The sequence below is a fragment of the Rhodococcus sp. IEGM 1307 genome (assembly GCF_030056915.1).
GTDB lineage: Bacteria > Actinomycetota > Actinomycetes > Mycobacteriales > Mycobacteriaceae > Rhodococcus_F > Rhodococcus_F opacus_D.
Genome location: NZ_JASHKW010000003.1, coordinates 23,078 through 40,368, shown reverse-complemented (window position 1 = coordinate 40,368; position 17,291 = coordinate 23,078). Strand labels below are relative to the sequence as shown.

General features: G+C 67.5%; 16 protein-coding genes. All 16 read left to right on the top strand.

Going from position 1 to position 17,291, the window contains the following annotated elements:
* Positions 1–136 precede the first annotated feature (136 nt).
* The 16 genes from QM841_RS06415 to nuoK all read left to right on the top strand — a co-directional run bounded on the left by QM841_RS06415 (position 137) and on the right by nuoK (position 17,281).
* A complete protein-coding gene (locus QM841_RS06415; protein ID WP_283331324.1) occupies positions 137–1,768 on the top strand; it encodes an amidohydrolase in 1,632 nt (543 codons plus the stop codon).
* Positions 1,765–3,168, top strand: a complete 1,404-nt coding sequence (locus tag QM841_RS06410; protein ID WP_280781582.1) for a chloride channel protein — start codon at positions 1,765–1,767, stop codon at positions 3,166–3,168. Before QM841_RS06415 ends, QM841_RS06410 begins: the two co-directional genes overlap by 4 nt.
* A 42-nt stretch (positions 3,169–3,210) precedes the next feature.
* A complete protein-coding gene (locus QM841_RS06405; protein ID WP_005253670.1) occupies positions 3,211–4,110 on the top strand; it encodes a restriction endonuclease in 900 nt (299 codons plus the stop codon).
* Between the two features lie 166 nt (positions 4,111–4,276).
* Positions 4,277–5,485, top strand: coding sequence for a serine hydrolase domain-containing protein (locus tag QM841_RS06400; protein ID WP_280781583.1), 1,209 nt, complete (start codon positions 4,277–4,279; stop codon positions 5,483–5,485).
* A gap of 106 nt (positions 5,486–5,591) precedes the next feature.
* Positions 5,592–6,014 (top strand): Rv3143 family two-component system response regulator, encoded by a 423-nt coding sequence (locus QM841_RS06395; RefSeq protein WP_280781584.1) that lies wholly within the window; start codon positions 5,592–5,594, stop codon positions 6,012–6,014.
* A 218-nt stretch (positions 6,015–6,232) separates the two neighbouring features.
* Complete coding sequence (locus QM841_RS06390) at positions 6,233–6,592, top strand: NADH-quinone oxidoreductase subunit A (protein ID WP_005239104.1); 360 nt, start codon at positions 6,233–6,235, stop codon at positions 6,590–6,592.
* Between the two features lie 49 nt (positions 6,593–6,641).
* A complete protein-coding gene (locus QM841_RS06385) occupies positions 6,642–7,196 on the top strand; it encodes a NuoB/complex I 20 kDa subunit family protein (protein WP_005239105.1) in 555 nt (184 codons plus the stop codon).
* 132 nt (positions 7,197–7,328) lie between these two features.
* Positions 7,329–8,051 (top strand): NADH-quinone oxidoreductase subunit C, encoded by a 723-nt coding sequence (locus tag QM841_RS06380; RefSeq protein WP_418342158.1) that lies wholly within the window; start codon positions 7,329–7,331, stop codon positions 8,049–8,051.
* Positions 8,051–9,367: an NADH dehydrogenase (quinone) subunit D gene (gene nuoD / locus QM841_RS06375; RefSeq protein ID WP_280781585.1), complete on the top strand. Its 1,317-nt coding sequence runs from the start codon at positions 8,051–8,053 to the stop codon at positions 9,365–9,367. Before QM841_RS06380 ends, nuoD begins: the two co-directional genes overlap by 1 nt.
* 67 nt (positions 9,368–9,434) lie before the next feature.
* Entirely contained in the window at positions 9,435–10,394 is a 960-nt protein-coding gene (nuoE, locus tag QM841_RS06370) for an NADH-quinone oxidoreductase subunit NuoE (RefSeq protein WP_418342157.1), read from the top strand.
* A gap of 1 nt (position 10,395) precedes the next feature.
* Positions 10,396–11,694, top strand: a complete 1,299-nt coding sequence (nuoF, locus tag QM841_RS06365; protein WP_280781586.1) for an NADH-quinone oxidoreductase subunit NuoF — start codon at positions 10,396–10,398, stop codon at positions 11,692–11,694.
* A 76-nt stretch (positions 11,695–11,770) separates the two neighbouring features.
* Positions 11,771–14,236: an NADH-quinone oxidoreductase subunit G gene (locus QM841_RS06360; RefSeq protein WP_283331323.1), complete on the top strand. Its 2,466-nt coding sequence runs from the start codon at positions 11,771–11,773 to the stop codon at positions 14,234–14,236.
* Complete coding sequence (gene nuoH / locus QM841_RS06355; RefSeq protein WP_283331322.1) at positions 14,233–15,585, top strand: NADH-quinone oxidoreductase subunit NuoH; 1,353 nt, start codon at positions 14,233–14,235, stop codon at positions 15,583–15,585. The genes QM841_RS06360 and nuoH overlap by 4 nt, the downstream gene beginning before the upstream one ends.
* The gene (gene nuoI, locus QM841_RS06350; RefSeq protein ID WP_164061114.1) at positions 15,578–16,144 is read left to right on the top strand and encodes an NADH-quinone oxidoreductase subunit NuoI; all 567 of its coding nucleotides are present in this window, start codon (positions 15,578–15,580) and stop codon (positions 16,142–16,144) included. Before nuoH ends, nuoI begins: the two co-directional genes overlap by 8 nt.
* A 19-nt stretch (positions 16,145–16,163) precedes the next feature.
* Entirely contained in the window at positions 16,164–16,985 is an 822-nt protein-coding gene (locus QM841_RS06345; protein ID WP_283331321.1) for an NADH-quinone oxidoreductase subunit J, read from the top strand.
* Positions 16,982–17,281 (top strand): NADH-quinone oxidoreductase subunit NuoK, encoded by a 300-nt coding sequence (nuoK, locus tag QM841_RS06340; RefSeq protein ID WP_005239116.1) that lies wholly within the window; start codon positions 16,982–16,984, stop codon positions 17,279–17,281. The genes QM841_RS06345 and nuoK overlap by 4 nt, the downstream gene beginning before the upstream one ends.
* Positions 17,282–17,291: the final 10 nt, after the last annotated feature.

Genomic DNA, 17,291 nt, shown 5'->3' with positions numbered 1-17,291 from the left:
CTGTCTGCAACTGATCTTGGTTACGCACTATTCCTGCGTACGGCCTGCTGTGTAGTTGTAATCTGAAGTCACAGTCGACACTCGCTGCCGGCGCGTGGGCTCTCGCCCACGCCCGGTCTGACGGGAGGGTGCACTGATGGGCACGAACGACGGAAAGCCTGCCGATCTGGTGCTGTTCGGTGACGTGGTCACCATGAACGACGCCGCGCCACGCGCTCGGGCAGTCGCGGTGCGCGACGGGCGGATCGCCGCCGTCGGCAACGATTCCGCGGTGTTCCCGCTGATCGGACCGGCAACGATCACGGTCGACCTGCACCGCGCATGCATACTCCCGGGCTTCATCGAGGCGCACGGCCACCCGCTGAACTCCGCGGTGTTGCTCGGCGAACCGGTGGTGGACATCAGGCCGGTGACCATCGCCGATGCGGGGGAGGTGGTCGACGCCGTGCGCCGCGCCGTCGACGAACACCCCGACGGCGCCGTCCTCAACGGCTGGGATCCCCTGCTCCAGAAGGGACTGCCCGAACCGACCCGTGAATGGCTCAATTCGATCGCTCCCGACACGTCCCTGGTGATCCTGCACAACACCGGCCACGTGGCCTACTTCAACGACGTCGCCGCGCGGGATTCCGGATTGACCAAGGACACGCCGGACCCCGAGGGCGGTAGTTTCGGCCGCGACGAGTCGGGTGAACTGGACGGTTCGGCGTTCGAGGCGCCCGCGGTGATGGCGGTGGCCGCCACGATCCTCGCCGGCGCCAGCACCCGGCTCCCGGAGCTCCTCGCCGCGGAATGCGCGCGGATGAACGCGGCAGGGATCACCACCGCCAGTGAGATGGCGTTCGACCCACGCTTCCGTAGCGCCCTGACCGCGTTCGCGCGGTCCGGCGCTCTCACCACCCGGCTGCGGCTGTACGAGATGTCGAACCCGGAGCGCGCCACGGACGTGTCACCCGGAGTCGGAAACGACCTGCTGCGCCAGGTGGGCATCAAGATCTGGTCGGACGGCTCGCCGTGGGTGGGCAACGCCGCCACCAGCTTTCCGTACCTCGACACGGACGTCACCCGGTCGCTCGGCCTCGCCGGAACGCGTGGTGAGGCCAATTACACGACGGACGAGATTCTCGAGATCAGCAAGCCGTACTTCGAGAAAGGCTGGCAGATCTCCTGTCACGCCAACGGCGACGCCGCGGTCACCCTGGTACTCGACGCATGGGAGCGGATGCTGGCCGACTCCCCACGTGAAGATCACCGGCTCCGGCTCGAGCACGTCGGTGCGATGACCCCGGACCAGTTCCGCCGAGCGACCGAACTCGGCGTCACGTGCAGCATTTTCGTCGACCACCTCTACTACTGGGGCGACGTCCTCGTCGACGATCTGTTCGGTCCCGAGCGCGGAGCACGTTGGGCGGCTGCAGGTTCCGCGATCAAGGCGGGGCAGCGGATCTCGTTCCACAACGACGGCCCGGTCACCCCGACAAACCCGCTGCGCAACATCGCCGACGCCGTCACCCGCCGCACCCGGTCGGGACGTGTGCTCGCTCCCGAGGAACGGATCTCCGTCCCGGACGCCCTGCGGGCCGAGACGATCAACTCGGCGTGGCACCTCCGGAGTGAGGACGCCATCGGGGCGATTGCCCCCGGTATGCACGCCGATCTCGTCGTGTTGTCGGCCAATCCACTGCTGGTGGATCCCGACGACATCGCGGACCTCGAGGTGCTCGCCACGATCCTGGAGGGTCGGACGGTCTTCGGGAAGCTGGAGTGATCCGGGTGGCGCCCGGGTCGAGGGCTCTGCGGTCGATCGGGACGTCAGCCGGAAAGTGGATCCGGACTTCGGGTTACACCCGCAAATGGCTGGTTCTCGGCGTCGTGATCGGGATCGTCGCCGGGCTCGGAGCGGTCGTGTTCTACGTCGCGCTGAGGGAGGCGACGCAACTGCTGATCGTCGGCATCGGGGGCTACACCCCGCCCACTGCGGCGGGCGATGGTGGGGCGGTCGGCAGCCGGGAGTTCACGAGACCGTGGGCGATCCCGCTCGTGGTGTGCCTGGGTGGTCTGGTGTCGGGCATCATCGTGTTCACGCTGGCGCCGGAGGCCGAGGGGCACGGCACCGACGCGGCGATCGACGCCGTTCACCGGGACCCTCGGATGATCCGCGTCCGCGTCGTCCTCGTGAAGCTGGTCGCGTCCGCGATCACGATCGGGTCCGGCGGGTCCGGCGGTCGCGAGGGACCCACCGCGCAGATCTCGGCGGGTTTCGGATCGCTTCTCGCCCGCAGGCTGGACCTGTCCCCACGGGACGGTCGGATCGCCGTGGCGATCGGGATCGGCTCCGGCATCGGCGCGATCTTCGGGGCCCCGCTCGGCGGCGCGGTGTTGTGCTGCACGATTCCCTACAAGGAAGACTTCGATTTCGAGGTGCTCGTGCCGGCGCTGGTCACGTCGATCGTCAGCTACACCGTGTTCGGCAGCTTCCTCGGTTTCGGTCCACTGTTCGGGTATGCCGCTCAGGACTACGTCTTCGACAACCCGGTCCAGCTGGTGTGGTTCGCGCTCATCGGTGTGCTCGGCGGCCTGATCGGATTGCTGTACAGCGGGACGTTCTACACGGCCGTCGATCTCACTCACCGTCTGCCCGGCAGCCGGATCGTCAAACCGGCGGTCGGCGGACTGCTCGTCGGGCTGATGGCGCTCGTGTTGCCGGAGGTGCTGGGCAGCGGTTACGGCTGGATCCAGCAGTCGATGGCCCGCGGCGACCTCACGGCCATCCCGTTGTGGGTGGTGCTGCTGTTGCCGTTCGCGAAGATCCTCGCGACGTCGCTGTCCATCGGCTCGGGGGGATCGGGCGGCATCTTCGGCCCGGGAATGGTGATCGGGGCGTTCACCGGCGCCGCGGTGTGGCGACTGCTGGAACCGATCGCCCCGGGCGTCCCCGACAATCCGGCGCCCTTCGTCATCGTCGGAATGATGGCCTGCTTCGGGAGCATCGCCCGCGCGCCGCTCGCGGTGATGCTGATGGTCGCGGAGATGACGGGAAGCGTCGGTGTGCTGGTGCCGGGGATGATCGCCGTCGGCCTCGCCTATCTCATCGTGCGCCGATCGGGGAAGACGATCTACCGGGCGCAGCTCGAGAACCGCGCGGAGGCTCGGCTCGCCCCGGGATGATCGGATCGGGGTCCGTGTGTGGAGGGCCGGGTGGATTCCGGCATGCTTGTGGCCATGACTGTTCACGTTCCTCAGTACGTCGACCTCCTCTGGCCAGCGCTTCAGGCTGCCATTGCTCTCGGTGGTTCGGCGTCCAACGAGGAACTCGACAGCGCCGTCGTTGAGCGAGAAGGACTTTCGTCCGACGTGCAGGGGGTGCTGCACGGTGACGGTCCGAGCACCGAGATCGAGTACCGCTTGGCGTGGGCACGCACCTACCTCAAGGGGATGGGTCTGCTCACGAACAGCCGGCGCGGGGTGTGGAGCGTGACGGAGAAGGGCCGCGAGGTCGCCGAGAGCGAGATCCGCCCCCTGCACGCCGAGTTCTCCGCCGAGAACCGCAAGAAGAATGCTGCCCGCAAATCGGCGAAGGCGGCGTCCCGACGCAACGACGAACCGGATGCCAACATCGCCGAGGCCGAGAACGACGCCGACTGGAAGGACCTCCTGCTCGACACGGTCCTGAAGATGTCGCCGCCCGCGTTCGAGCGGCTGACCCAGCGGTTGCTGCGGGAGGCCGGGTTCTCGAGCGCATCCGTCACCGGTCGCGGCGGCGACGGGGACATCGAGGGACTCGGCGTGTACCAGTTGTCGCTGCTCAGTTTCCCCGTGTTCTTCCAGTGCAAGCGCTACAGCGGCAGCGTCGGGGCGGGTGCGGTGCGCGATTTCCGCGGCGCGATGGCGGGCCGCGGCGAGAAGGGCCTGCTCATCACCACCGGAACCTTCACCGGTGACGCCCGCACGGAGTCCAAGAGGGACGGTGCGCCGCCGATCGACCTCATCGACGGCGACCGGCTGTGCGACCTGTTGAAGGAGCATTCACTGGGTGTCCAGACCACCACGCGTCTCGTCGAGGACGTCGAGGTCAGGTCCGATTATTTCCACTCGCTGGAGCCGAAATGATGAGCGCCGGGTCACCTACCCGGCGCCCGGACACTCTTTCCCGTTGCGGTATGGCCACGAAGCGATCACGCAGGCCCTGAAGCGGTGCCGACACCGTCTTCTCGTGTGTAAAGAGGAAGTTAAATACACATGTCGCTGACGTGAAAGACGATCGAGGGAAGTCGTAATGACGACCACGGCGCCGTGGCCGTTGAAGGGCCACAGGGCACGGCCGCCCGCCGGGATGCTCGCGGACCGTCGCTTCGGGATGCTCGTCGACCAGTTCTTCCGACTCTTCCACGACAGCAGCCAGGGCGGCGGCGCGCTGGCCGTCTATCTCCACGGTGAACCGGTCGTCGACGTGTGGGCAGGATGGGCCAGCCGCGACACGTTCTGGCAGGACGACACCGTCACCCTCACGTTCTCCACCGGCAAGGGTGTCGCGTCCACCGTGCTGCACCGTCTCGCGGGACGCGGGATCGTCGACTACGACACGCCGGTGGCGCAGTACTGGCCCGAGTTCGCCGCCGAGGGCAAGGACGAGATCACGGTGCGCGAACTGCTGTCGCATCGCGCCGGGCTGCACCGGGTACGCGGGCTCGTGCCCGGACCGCTGAGTCTGATGGACCATTCCCTGGTCAGCGCCGCACTGGCCGCGGCAACCCCGGATCAGCGGCGGCTGAAGGTCCCCGGCTATCACGCGGTGACGTTCGGTTCGCTCGTCGCCGAACTGACGTCCCGCGCGGCCGGGAAACCCTTCACGGAACTGGTCCGCACCGAGGTCGCCGAACCGCTCGGGGTGAAGGAGTTCTGGTACGAGGTGCCGCCGGCCGAGCGTGCCCGGATCGCGAGGACCTTCCCGCACATCAACCCGTTCGGCGTTCCGTGGGGTGCCACGTCGTTCGCGATGTCGCGGCTGCCCGGTCTGCGCAACGTGGCCGACGCCGGCATGCCCGCCGGATTCGATGCCCTCGTCCGCAACCCCGCGATCCACGACAGCGTGATGCCCGGGTGGAACGGCGTGTTCAGCGCCCGCGCGCTGGCGCGGATGTACGGGGCGCTGGCGAACGGCGGAACCGTCGGCGGTGGGGAGTTCCTCCCACCGGACGTCGTGGCGCAGCTGAGTCAGGTGCAGACGACGGCCCGCGACTACGTCCTGGGCATTCCGATGAACTGGCGGCTCGGCTACCACGCGGGGATGGTGGCACGTCGCAGGCAGCCGTCGAATACTTTCGGGCACTACGGGTTGGGTGGGTCGGGTGCGTTCGCCGACGCCGACTCCGGGCTGTCGATCGCCTTCGTCACCAACCGGCTCGGCAACATGCTGACCCCCATCGCAGATCTCCGCCTGCCGAAGCTCGGCTCGACGGCGCTCGCCATCGCCGAGAAGCTGTAGCCGGGCGGCTCGCGCCGCCGGTGGAACCAATTCGATGTCGACGCGCCGTTTTTCGATCGACGCGAGCCGCCGGTCTGGAGGGCGGGGTACCGGTAGCATCGGGTCCGTGACCGACGCGACCGCCCACACCAGCCGTCCTGATCGGTTGCGTGTCCTCGTCTACAGCGACGATGCGACCACTCGCCAGAAGGTCGTTCTGGCGCTGGGGACGCGTCCGCACCCCGACCTTCCGGAGTTGGAGTACGTCGAGGTGGCGACCGCAGCCGTGGTGATCCGGCAGATGGATGCCGGCGGTATCGACCTTGCCGTCCTCGATGGGGAAGCGGTGCCCGCGGGCGGGATGGGGATCGCGAAGCAGTTGAAGGACGAGATCGACGACTGCCCCCCGATCCTGGTCCTGACCGGCCGCCCGGACGACGCCTGGCTGGCCACCTGGTCGCGGGCCGAGGCCGCGGTGCCGCACCCGCTCGACCCGATCCGGTTGTCCGAAGCGGTCATAGCGCTGCTGCGCACCCGCCTCTCAGCTTAGGCTCGCCTGACTCCGTTTCCCGCCGCGTGAAGGTGCATCGAGCGCCTGTGCCGCAGGGGTTTTCCGTGCTTCGAGATCGCCTGGAACTCGCACGGTCAAATCGACCGGGCTCGACGACTTCCCTTGTACGCTGTGGCATAACTCACAAGAGCGTAGCTTCGGAAACGACCGTCCGGGAATCGGGCGGACAGGCTCGGGAAGAGGGGAGCTGAGACGGCATGAATGTCTATGTGCCGATCCTCGTGCTCGGGGCGATTGCGGTCGCGTTCGCGGTCTTCTCCGTGATCGTGGCGAGGATCGTCGGTCCGAGGCGCTACAACCGTGCCAAGCTCGACGCCTACGAGTGCGGCATCGAGCCGACACTCTCGCCTCTGGGTGCCGGCCGCATCCCGGTGAAGTATTACCTGACGGCCATGCTCTTCATCATTTTCGACATCGAGATCGTGTTCCTCTATCCGTGGGCAGTTCACTTCGATGCTCTCGGCTTCTTCGGTCTCGGGGCCATGGCCCTGTTCATCTTCAACGTCTCCGTCGCCTACGCGTACGAGTGGCGGCGTGGCGGTCTCAGTTGGGACTGATCGGTCCCGTCAGCGATCCAAAAGCTAAGTCGGAAGAGAAGAGTCGGATATGGGCATCGAGGAGAAGCTGCCGAGTGGCTTCCTGCTGACCACGGTCGAAGGGCTCGCGGGCTATGTCCGCAAGGGCTCGCTGTGGCCGGCGAGTTTCGGGCTCGCCTGCTGCGCGATCGAGATGATGGCCACCGCAGGCGGACGCTTCGACATCGCCCGTTTCGGCATGGAGGCGTTCCGGGCGTCGCCGCGGCAGGCGGACCTGATGATCGTGGCCGGCCGGGTGAGCCAGAAGATGGCGCCGGTGCTGCGGCAGATCTACGACCAGATGGTGGAGCCGAAGTGGGTGCTGGCGATGGGCGTCTGCGCGTCGTCGGGCGGCATGTTCAACAACTACGCGATCGTGCAAGGCGTCGACCACATCGTGCCGGTGGACATCTATCTGCCGGGGTGCCCGCCGCGGCCGGAGATGTTGCTGAACGCGATCCTCACCTTGCACGAGAAGATCCAGCAGATGCCGCTCGGCGTTCATCGCGAGGAGGTGGCGCGGGCGGCGGAGCAGGCGGCGCTGGCCGCCACCCCCACCATCCAGATGAAGGGCCTCCTGAGATGACCGGCGCGGAAACGAGGGAGCGAAGCGAACCGGGCAGGTTGGAGCCGGGCCGTGGTTCGAGGGAGCGAAGCGAACCGAGCGGTTGGTGCCGGGGCCGTGCGGTCTGGACCGAGGAGCGAGGGAGCGTAGCGAGTGAGTGACGAAGGAAGACCGCACGACCAAGCCCCGGCACCCGCGAGCAAAGCGAGCCGAGTTACAGAACAGATCGGTGTGCGCAAGGGACTGTTCGGGGTGCGGGGTAGTGGGGATACGTCGGGGTATGGGCGGTTGGTGCGTCCGGTGTTGTTGCCGGGAAGTACGCCGCGGCCGTATGGCGGGTATTTCGACGAGGTCGCGGATGGGCTGGGGGCGGCGTTGGCGGACTCGGGTGTGGGTTTCGAGGTGGCGATCGAGTCGGTTGTGGTGTTTCGGGGTGAGGTGACGTTCGGTGTGCGGCGGGAGTTTTTGCCGTTGGTGGCGCGGGCATTGCGTGATGAGCCGGATCTGCGGTTCGAGATGTGTCTGGGTGTGAATGGTGTGCATTTCCCGCAGGATGCGGGCCGGGAGTTGCATGCGGTGTATCCGTTGTTGTCGATCACGCACAATCGTCGGATTCGTTTGGAGGTGGCGGCACCGGATGCGGATCCGCACATCCCGTCGTTGTACGAGGTGTATCCGACGAATGATTGGCACGAGCGGGAGACGTACGACTTCTTCGGGATCGTGTTCGATGGTCATCCGTCGTTGACCCGGATCGAGATGCCGGATGACTGGCCGGGTCATCCGCAGCGGAAGGATTATCCGCTCGGCGGCATTCCCGTCGAGTACAAGGGCGCGGAGATCGCGCCGCCGGACGAGCGGCGGGGGTACAACTGATGAGCGAGGACACGGTTTTCACTGTCGCCGGTCAGGATTGGGACGAGGTCGTCGATGCGGTGAAGGCGTCGTCGGGTGATGCGGGTTCGGAGGGCGCCGAGGAGCGGATCGTCGTCAATATGGGTCCGCAGCATCCGTCGACGCATGGGGTGTTGCGGCTCATCTTGGAGATCGAGGGTGAGACGGTCACGGAGGCCCGGTGCGGTATCGGTTATCTGCATACGGGGATCGAGAAGAACCTCGAGTACCGGACGTGGACGCAGGGCGTGACGTTCGTGACGCGGATGGATTACCTGTCGCCGTTCTTCAACGAGACGGCGTATTGCCTCGGTGTGGAGAAGTTGCTGGACATCACGGATGAGGTGCCGGAGCGGGCGAGTGTCATCCGGGTGATGTTGATGGAGCTCAACCGCATCTCCTCGCATCTGGTGGCGTTGGCCACGGGTGGTATGGAGTTGGGGGCGGTCACGGCGATGTTGTTCGGTTTCCGGGAACGTGAGCTGGTTCTGGACGTGTTCGAGATGATCACGGGTCTCCGCATGAATCATGCGTATATCCGGCCGGGCGGGTTGTCGCAGGATCTGCCGGAGGGTGCGGTGGAGAAGGTGCGCGAGTTGCTCGCGTTGATGCCGGAACGGCTGCGGGACATGGAGAATCTGCTCAACGACAACCGCATCTGGAAGGGGCGTACGCAGGGTATCGGGTATCTCGATCTCACGGGGTGCATGGCGCTCGGTATCACGGGTCCGATGCTGCGGGCGACGGGTCTGCCGCACGATCTGCGGAAGTCGCAGCCGTATTGCGGTTACGAGAACTACGAGTTCGACGTCAGTACCGATACGGGGTGTGACGCGTACGGCCGCTATTTGATCCGGGTCGACGAGATGAAGGAGTCGCTGAAGATCGTCGAGCAGTGCCTCGACAAGTTGCGACCGGGCCCGATCATGGCGGAGGACAAAAAGATCGCGTGGCCGGCGGATCTGACGTTGGGTCCCGACGGTCTGGGTAATTCGCCCGGGCACGTCCGCGAGATCATGGACTCTTCGATGGAGTCGCTGATTCATCACTTCAAGTTGGTGACGGAGGGTTTCCGGGTGCCGCCGGGGCAGGTGTATGTGGCGGTGGAGTCGCCGCGGGGTGAGCTCGGTGTGCACATGGTGAGCGACGGCGGCACCCGCCCGTTCCGGGTGCATTTCCGGGATCCGTCGTTCACGAACCTGCAGTCGGTGGCGGCTACGTGTGAGGGCGGCATGGTTGCGGATGTCATTGCGGCGGTTGCGAGCATCGATCCGGTGATGGGGGGCGTGGACCGATGAGGCCCCTGCCAAGGAGCTCGGTGGGTGGGCCGTGTGGTCTGGATCGAGGAGCGAGGGAGCGCAGCGAGTGAGTATCGAGGGAAGAGCGCACGACCAAGCCCAGGGACCCGCGAGCGTAGCGAGCCGAAGCGCACAAGTCTTCATCGAGTTCGGACCCCGGCCGGAGGAGAACGGGCTGTTGGTGCGGCCGGGTGCGCGTGAGGAGTATCCGCCGGAGGTCGGTGCGCGGCTGGACGCCGATGCCGACGTCGTCATCGGGCGTTACCCGAATTCGCGGTCCGCGCTGCTGCCGCTGCTGCATCTGGTGCAGGCGGAGGACGGGTGTATAACGCCGGCGGGGATCGAGTTCTGTGCCGGCCGGCTCGGGTTGACCGGCGCGGAGGTGGCTGCGGTGGCGACCTTCTATTCGATGTACCGGCGCGACCCGACGGGCGACTACTACGTCGGAGTGTGCACCAACACGTTGTGCGCGATCATGGGCGGCGACGCGATCCTCGCCGCGCTGGAGGAGCATCTCGACCTGCCGCACGGTGGCACGTCCGAGGACGGCAAGGTGACGCTGGAGCACATCGAGTGCAATGCGGCGTGCGATTACGCCCCGGTGGTGATGGTCAACTGGGAGTTCTTCGACAATCAGACCCCGGAGTCGGCTCGATCACTCGTCGATTCCCTGCGTTCGGGGGAGCGGGTGTCGCCGAGCCGCGGTGCGGCGCTGTGCACGTTCCGGGAGACGGCCCGCATTCTCGCCGGGTTCCCCGACGAGCGTCCCGGCGCGTCGGCAGAGGGCGGCACCGCGGGCGACGCCACACTGGCCGGCCTGCGTGTGGCGCACGAACGGGGCATGACGGCGCCGGATCCGGCGGAGACGTCGCTGATCCCGGAGCCGTCGTCGCGGAACACCGAGCCGGTGGCGGCGGAATCGGCGAAGGACCAGCCGGCGCCTGCCCCGTCCGCGACGGTGCCTGCGGAGCGGTCCACCTCGGAGACGGATCCGGCGGCCACCGACCCGGGTCGAAAGGGAGACTGACATGCCGCTGACCCCTGTCCTGAGCCGCTACTGGGACGAGCCCGAGTCGTGGACCCTCGACACGTACCGTCGCCACGACGGGTACGAGGGCCTGCAGAAGGCGCTGCGCATGGACCCGGACGAGGTCATCTCGACCGTCAAGGAGGCCGGACTGCGGGGTCGTGGTGGTGCCGGGTTCCCGACCGGGATGAAATGGTCGTTCATCCCGCAGGGCGACGACAAGCCGCACTACCTCGTGGTCAATGCCGACGAGTCGGAACCCGGCACCTGCAAGGACATGCCGCTCATGCTGGCGACGCCGCACGCGCTCGTCGAGGGCGTCATCATCGCGGCGTACGCGATCCGCGCAGGGCACGCCTTCATCTATGTGCGCGGTGAGGTGGTGCCGGTGCTGCGCCGGCTGCAGGCCGCGGTCGCGGAGGCGTATGCGGCGGGCTACCTCGGCACGAACATCCTGGGCAGCGGTTTCGACCTCGAACTGGTCGTGCATGCGGGTGCGGGGGCGTACATCTGCGGGGAGGAGACGGCGCTGCTCGATTCGCTGGAGGGTCGCCGCGGTCAGCCTCGGTTGCGTCCGCCGTTCCCCGCGGTGGCCGGTCTCTACGCGTCACCGACCGTCGTCAACAACGTCGAGTCGATTGCGAGCGTCCCGCCGATCATCGTGAACGGCATCGAGTGGTTCCGGTCGATGGGCAGCGAGAAGTCGCCCGGCTTCACCCTGTATTCCCTGTCCGGGCACGTGACGAAGCCCGGACAGTACGAGGCCCCGCTCGGAATCACCCTGCGGGAGTTGCTCGAGTACGCGGGTGGAGTCCGCGCCGGGCACCGGTTGAAGTTCTGGACTCCGGGCGGTTCCTCGACACCGATCTTCACCGACGAGCACCTCGACGTCGCCCTCGACTACGAGGGTGTGGGGGCCGCCGGGTCGATGTTGGGCACCAAGGCTTTGCAGATCTTCGACGAGACCACGTGCGTGGTGCGTGCCGTGCTGCGCTGGACCGAGTTTTATGCGCACGAGTCTTGTGGCAAGTGCACGCCCTGCCGGGAAGGCACCTATTGGCTGGTGCAGATCCTGGAGCGGCTCGAGCGAGGGGAGGGGACCGACGCCGATCTGGAGAAGCTGCTCGACATCGCCGACAACATTCTCGGCAAGTCGTTCTGCGCTCTCGGTGACGGTGCGGCCAGCCCGATCATGTCTTCCATCAAGTACTTCCGCGACGAGTACCTCGCACACTTCGAGCAGGGCGGCTGCCCGTTCGACCCGCATCAGTCCACGCTCATGGCGGGAGTACACGCATGAAGCCAGCGAGCGTAGCGAGCGATGTTACGGCGCGGAGGCCGCGCGTTCTGGACCGAGGAGCGAGGGGGCGCAGCGAATGAGCGACGAGGGAAGGGCGGGCGTGAAAGCCCCGGTGCCCGCGAGCGGAGCGAGCCCTGACGCAGTGAGCGTTGTCATCGACGGTGTCGAGGTCAGTGTTCCCAAGGGCACGTTGGTGATTCGTGCCGCGGAGATGATCGGCATTCAGATCCCGAGGTTTTGCGACCACCCGCTGCTCGATCCGGTCGGCGCCTGCCGTCAGTGCCTCGTCGACGTGGAGGGGCAGCGCAAGCCGCTCGCTTCCTGCACCACGACCGTCACCGACGGCATGGTCGTCCACACCCAGCTCACGTCGCCCGTCGCCGACAAGGCGCAGAAGGGTGTGATGGAGTTGCTGCTGATCAACCATCCCCTGGACTGCCCGGTGTGCGACAAGGGCGGCGAGTGCCCCCTGCAGAATCAGGCGATGTCCAACGGGCGCGCGGAGTCGCGCTTCGGGGAGGTCAAACGCACGTTCCCCAAACCGATTCCGCTGTCCACGGAGGTCCTGTTGGACCGCGAGCGGTGTGTGTTGTGCGCGCGGTGTACCCGGTTCTCGCAGCAGGTCGCCGGCGACCCGTTCATCGAACTCATGGAACGGGGCGCGCTGCAGCAGGTCGGGATCTACGCGAAGGAACCGTTCGAGTCGTACTTCTCCGGCAACACCGTCCAGATCTGCCCGGTGGGTGCGCTGACGGGTTCGGCGTACCGGTTCCGGGCCCGCCCGTTCGACCTGGTCTCCAGCCCCAGCGTCTGCGAGCACTGCGCGAGCGGGTGCGCCCAGCGCACCGATCACCGGCGGGGGAAGGTGCTGCGCCGGTTGGCGGGCGACGATCCCGAGGTCAACGAGGAGTGGAATTGCGACAAGGGGCGGTGGGCATTCGCCTACGCCACCGAGCGCGACCGGATCACCGCCCCGTTGGTCCGCGGCGACGACGGCACGCTGGCACCCGCCTCCTGGTCCGAGGCCCTGGCCGTCGCGGCGCGGGGATTGGCCGCCGCGCGGGGCAACGCGGGTGTTCTGGTCGGGGGCCGGTCGACATGGGAGGACGCCTACGCCTACGCGAAGTTCGCGCGAACAGCGCTCGGCACCAACGACATCGACTTCCGCAGTCGCGCGCACTCCGGCGAGGAGGCCGAGTTCCTGGCCGCCCGGGTGGCGGGACAGCGACTCGCGGTCACGTACGACGATCTCGACGCCGCGCCGGTCGTCCTTCTCGCCGCGTTCGAGCCGGAGGAGGAATCACCGATCGTCTTCCTCCGCCTGCGCAAGGCCGCGCGGGCGAAGGCCGTTCCGGTCTACTCGATCGCGCCGTACACATCCCGTGGCCTGGAGAAGACGTCCGGCCGGCTGCTCCGGTCCGCGCCGAATGCGGAGGCGGAGGTCCTCGACGGACTCCGCACGGGTGATCTGGACTCCGGTGTCACCGAGCTGTTGCGCAGGCCGGGTGCGGTCATCGTGGTCGGGGAACGACTCGCCGGGGTGCCGGGGGCCCTGTCTGCAGCGGTCCGGCTGGCCGACGAGACCGGGGCCCGGCTGGCCTGGGTGCCGCGACGGGCCGGCGAACGCGGTGCGCTCGAGGCGGGCGCGCTGCCCGGACTGCTCCCGGGTGGCCGACCGGTGGACGATCCGGAGGCGCGGCGGCAGGTCGCGTCGGTGTGGAACGTCGCAGACCTGCCGGAGACGGCAGGCCGGGATACCGCGGGCATCCTCGCCGCGGCCGAGGCGAAGACGCTGGGGGCGCTCCTGATCGGCGGTGTCGAGGCCGACGATCTCCCCGACCCGCAGGCCGCGTTGGCCGCCGTCGAGACGGCAGGTTTCGTGGTGAGTCTGGAACTGCGGCACAGTGCGATCAGCGAGCGCGCGGACGTGGTGTTCCCCATCGCACCGGTCATGGAGAAGCCGGGCACCTTCCTCGACTGGGAAGGGCGCGCACGCGATTTCGACGCCGCCCTCCGCGCCACCGGGTCGATGCCCGATCAGCGGGTGCTGCACGCGATCGCCGGCGAAATGGGTGTTCCGCTGGGTCTTCCGGACGCCGCGACCGCACGGCGCGAACTGGAGAGGCTCGGCGCCTGGGACGGTGACTTCCCGGATCCGCCCGGCCACCCGCAACCGCCGCGGCGGGAACCCGGGCCGGGGGAGGCGGTGCTCGCCACCTGGCGGATGCTGCTCGACTCGGGACGACTGCAGGACGGGGAACCGCACCTGGCGGGCACTGCCCGGACGCCGGTCGTGCGGATGTCCGCGGCCTCGGCGGCCGAGTCGGGTGCCGGTGACGGAGATCCGGTCACCGTGACGACGGAACGGGGCGCCGTCACCCTGCCGTTGGTGATCACCGACATGCCGGATCGAGTGGTGTGGCTGCCGCTCAACTCGCCCGGATCGGCTGTCTACCCGCAACTGGCTGCCCGGGCGGGGGACGTCGTGAACGTCCGCCGGGCGGCCGGCACCAACGGGATGGTTCCGGGAGGTCCGCTGTGACGATCGAGGGCGTCTACCCCGACCCGGCGCTGTTCGGGCACGACCCGTGGTGGCTGGTGCTCGGCAAGGCCCTGGCCATCTTCGTGTTCCTCGTCCTCACCCCGCTTCTGACGATCCTGGCCGAACGCAAGGTCATGGCGTGGATGCAGATGCGCGTGGGCCCGAACCGGGTGGGCCCGCGGGGAATGTTGCAGAGTCTCGCCGACGGCATCAAGCTCGCGCTGAAGGAGGGGATCGTCCCGAAGGGTGTGGACAAGCCGATCTACATCCTGGCGCCGGTCATCGCCGCGGTACCTGCGTTCATGGCGTTCGCCGTGATCCCGTTCGGCCCGGCGGTGTCGATCTTCGGGCACTACACGCCACTACAGCTGACGGACCTCCCGGTGGCCGTCCTCTACGTCCTCGCGGCCACGTCGATCGGCGTCTACGGCATCGTCCTCGCCGGCTGGGCGTCCGGCTCCACGTACCCGTTGCTGGGAGGGCTGCGCTCGACGGCGCAGGTGATCTCGTACGAGATCGCGATGGCGTTGTCGTTCGCGGCCGTCTTCCTGGACGCCGGAACGATGTCCACGTCGGGCATCGTCGCCGCCCAGGAACACACCTGGTACGTCTTCCTACTGCTGCCGTCGTTCCTCATTTACGTCACGTCGATGGTCGGCGAGACCAACCGGGCGCCGTTCGACCTGCCCGAGGCCGAAGGCGAACTGGTCGGCGGGTTCCACACCGAGTACTCCTCGCTGAGCTTCGCGATGTTCATGCTCGCCGAGTACGTGAACATGGTGACGGTCTCGGCGCTCGCCACCACGCTGTTCCTCGGCGGCTGGCACGCCCCGTTCCCGCTGAGCCTGTGGGACGGCGCGAATTCCGGGTGGTGGCCGGTGCTGTGGTTCACGCTGAAGGTCTGGGGCTTCCTGTTCGTGTTCGTCTGGCTGCGCGCCACGCTGCCCAGGCTGCGGTACGACCAATTCATGGGTCTCGGCTGGAAGATCCTCATCCCGATCTCGCTGGTGTGGGTCATGATCGTCGCCACCGTCCGGGCCTTCCGCAACGAGGGGTACGACGCCCGGACGATCGCGCTCGTCGTCGCGGGCCTCGTCGTGGCCCTCGTCGTGGTGGTGCTGTTGTGGAAGCGGCTGCGTCCGGGCCCCGTTCGCGCAGCCGAGAAGCCGGTCGAGCCGCGGGGACGCGCCGAATTGTCCCCGGAGACACTCGAACCGTTCGACCCCATGGCCGGTGGATACCCGGTTCCTCCGATGCCGGGTCAGACGCTGCCTGCGTTCCGGCGCACGCCCGTCTCCGTCACCGGCGCGCACTCCACCGGATCGACCCAGGAGAACAGCGATGACTAAATTCCTCGGCCCCATAGCGGGTTTCGGCGTGACCTTCTCGACGATGTTCAAGAAATCGAACACCGAGTTCTACCCGGAGGAGAAGGTGCCGACGGCGGCCCGCTACCACGGCAGGCACCAGCTCAACCGTTACGCGGACGGGTTGGAGAAGTGCATCGGGTGCGAACTGTGTGCCTGGGCGTGCCCCGCCGACGCCATCTACGTGGAGGGCGCCGACAACACGGACGAGGAACGCTTCTCGCCCGGCGAGCGGTACGGCCAGGTGTACCAGATCAACTACCTGCGCTGCATCGGGTGCGGGCTGTGCATCGAGGCGTGCCCGACGCGGGCGCTGACGATGACCAACGAGTACGAGATGGCCGACGACAACCGGGCCGGCCTGATCTACGAGAAGGATCGGCTGCTGGCCCCGCTCGAGCCCGGCATGGTCGAGTCGCCGCACCCGATGGCCCCGGGCACCACCGCCGAGGACTATTACCGCGGCACGGTGACCGGGGGAGCGGCGGCTGCGGCTCAGGACGAGTCCGAGGTCGAGGACACGGCGGGGGACAGGCCGTGATCGCGGGAGGAGAGCCGACGTGGTGAACACGGTGCCGTCCGCGGTCCAACTGGTCGCGGAACCCTTCACCCAGACCTCGACGGGCGAGGGTGTGCAGTTCTGGGTCCTCGCGACCGTGGCGGTGATCGGCGCGCTCGGGGTGGTCAGCGCAACCAAGGCCGTCTACTCGGCGATCTTCCTCGCGACGACCATGATCATCCTGGCCGTGTTCTACATCGCCCAGGGCGCGCTCTTCCTCGGTGTCGTACAGATCGTGGTGTATACCGGCGCGGTCATGATGCTGTTCCTGTTCGTGCTCATGCTCATCGGTGTCGATTCCTCCGAATCCCTCGTCGAGAACCTCCGCGGTCAGCGGGTGGCCGCGATCGCGGCGGGGCTGGGATTCGGACTCCTGCTGATCGGCGGCATCGGCAGTGCGTCCGTCTCCGCGTTCACCGGTCTCGATCAGGCCAACGCGGGAGGCAACGTCGAGGGGCTGGCCGAACTCGTGTTCGTCCGGTACGTGTGGGCTTTCGAACTCACCGGCGCGTTGCTGATCACCGCGACCATCGGTGCGATGGTGCTGGCCCACCGGGAGCGTTTCGAGCGGCGGAAGGACCAGCGCGAGCTGTCCCAGGACCGCGTCCGCGAGGGGGCCCGGGTCACACCGCTGCCCAGTCCGGGTGTGTACGCGCGGCACAACGCGGTCGACATACCGGCGTTGCTGCCCGACGGCACATTCTCCGAGCTGTCCGTCAGCCGGTCGCTCGAACGGCGGCCGAGCCTGCCCGCGAGGGCGCTGGGCACCGCGGACGTCGCGACTCCCGAACCCGGTGCGACAGACGAGGAGGGTCGGCGATGAACCCCGAGAACTATCTCTACCTGTCGGCGCTGCTGTTCACGATCGGTGCGGCCGGGGTGCTGATCCGGCGCAACGCGATCATCGTGTTCATGTGCATCGAACTGATGCTCAACGCCTCGAATCTGGCGTTCGTGACGTTCGCCCGGATGCACGGCAACCTCGACGGTCAGGTCTTCGCGTTCTTCACGATGGTCGTCGCGGCCGCCGAGGTCGTGGTCGGTCTGGCGATCATCATGACCATCTTCCGTTCCCGCCGTTCGGCTTCCGTCGACGACGCCAACCTCCTCAAGAACTGACGGGTCCCCG

Excerpts from the sequence above, each read along its gene's own strand:
- QM841_RS06415 (WP_283331324.1), top strand. The coding sequence starts at position 137 with ATGGGCACGAACGACGGAAAGCCTGCCGATCTGGTGCTGTTCGGTGAC.
- QM841_RS06405 (WP_005253670.1), top strand. The coding sequence starts at position 3,211 with ATGCTTGTGGCCATGACTGTTCACGTTCCTCAGTACGTCGACCTCCTC.
- QM841_RS06400 (WP_280781583.1), top strand. The coding sequence starts at position 4,277 with ATGACGACCACGGCGCCGTGGCCGTTGAAGGGCCACAGGGCACGGCCG.
- QM841_RS06390 (WP_005239104.1), top strand. The coding sequence starts at position 6,233 with ATGAATGTCTATGTGCCGATCCTCGTGCTCGGGGCGATTGCGGTCGCG.
- QM841_RS06385 (WP_005239105.1), top strand. The coding sequence starts at position 6,642 with ATGGGCATCGAGGAGAAGCTGCCGAGTGGCTTCCTGCTGACCACGGTC.
- nuoD (WP_280781585.1), top strand. The coding sequence starts at position 8,051 with ATGAGCGAGGACACGGTTTTCACTGTCGCCGGTCAGGATTGGGACGAG.
- nuoF (WP_280781586.1), top strand. The coding sequence starts at position 10,396 with ATGCCGCTGACCCCTGTCCTGAGCCGCTACTGGGACGAGCCCGAGTCG.
- QM841_RS06360 (WP_283331323.1), top strand. The coding sequence starts at position 11,771 with ATGAGCGACGAGGGAAGGGCGGGCGTGAAAGCCCCGGTGCCCGCGAGC.
- nuoI (WP_164061114.1), top strand. The coding sequence starts at position 15,578 with ATGACTAAATTCCTCGGCCCCATAGCGGGTTTCGGCGTGACCTTCTCG.
- nuoK (WP_005239116.1), top strand. The coding sequence starts at position 16,982 with ATGAACCCCGAGAACTATCTCTACCTGTCGGCGCTGCTGTTCACGATC.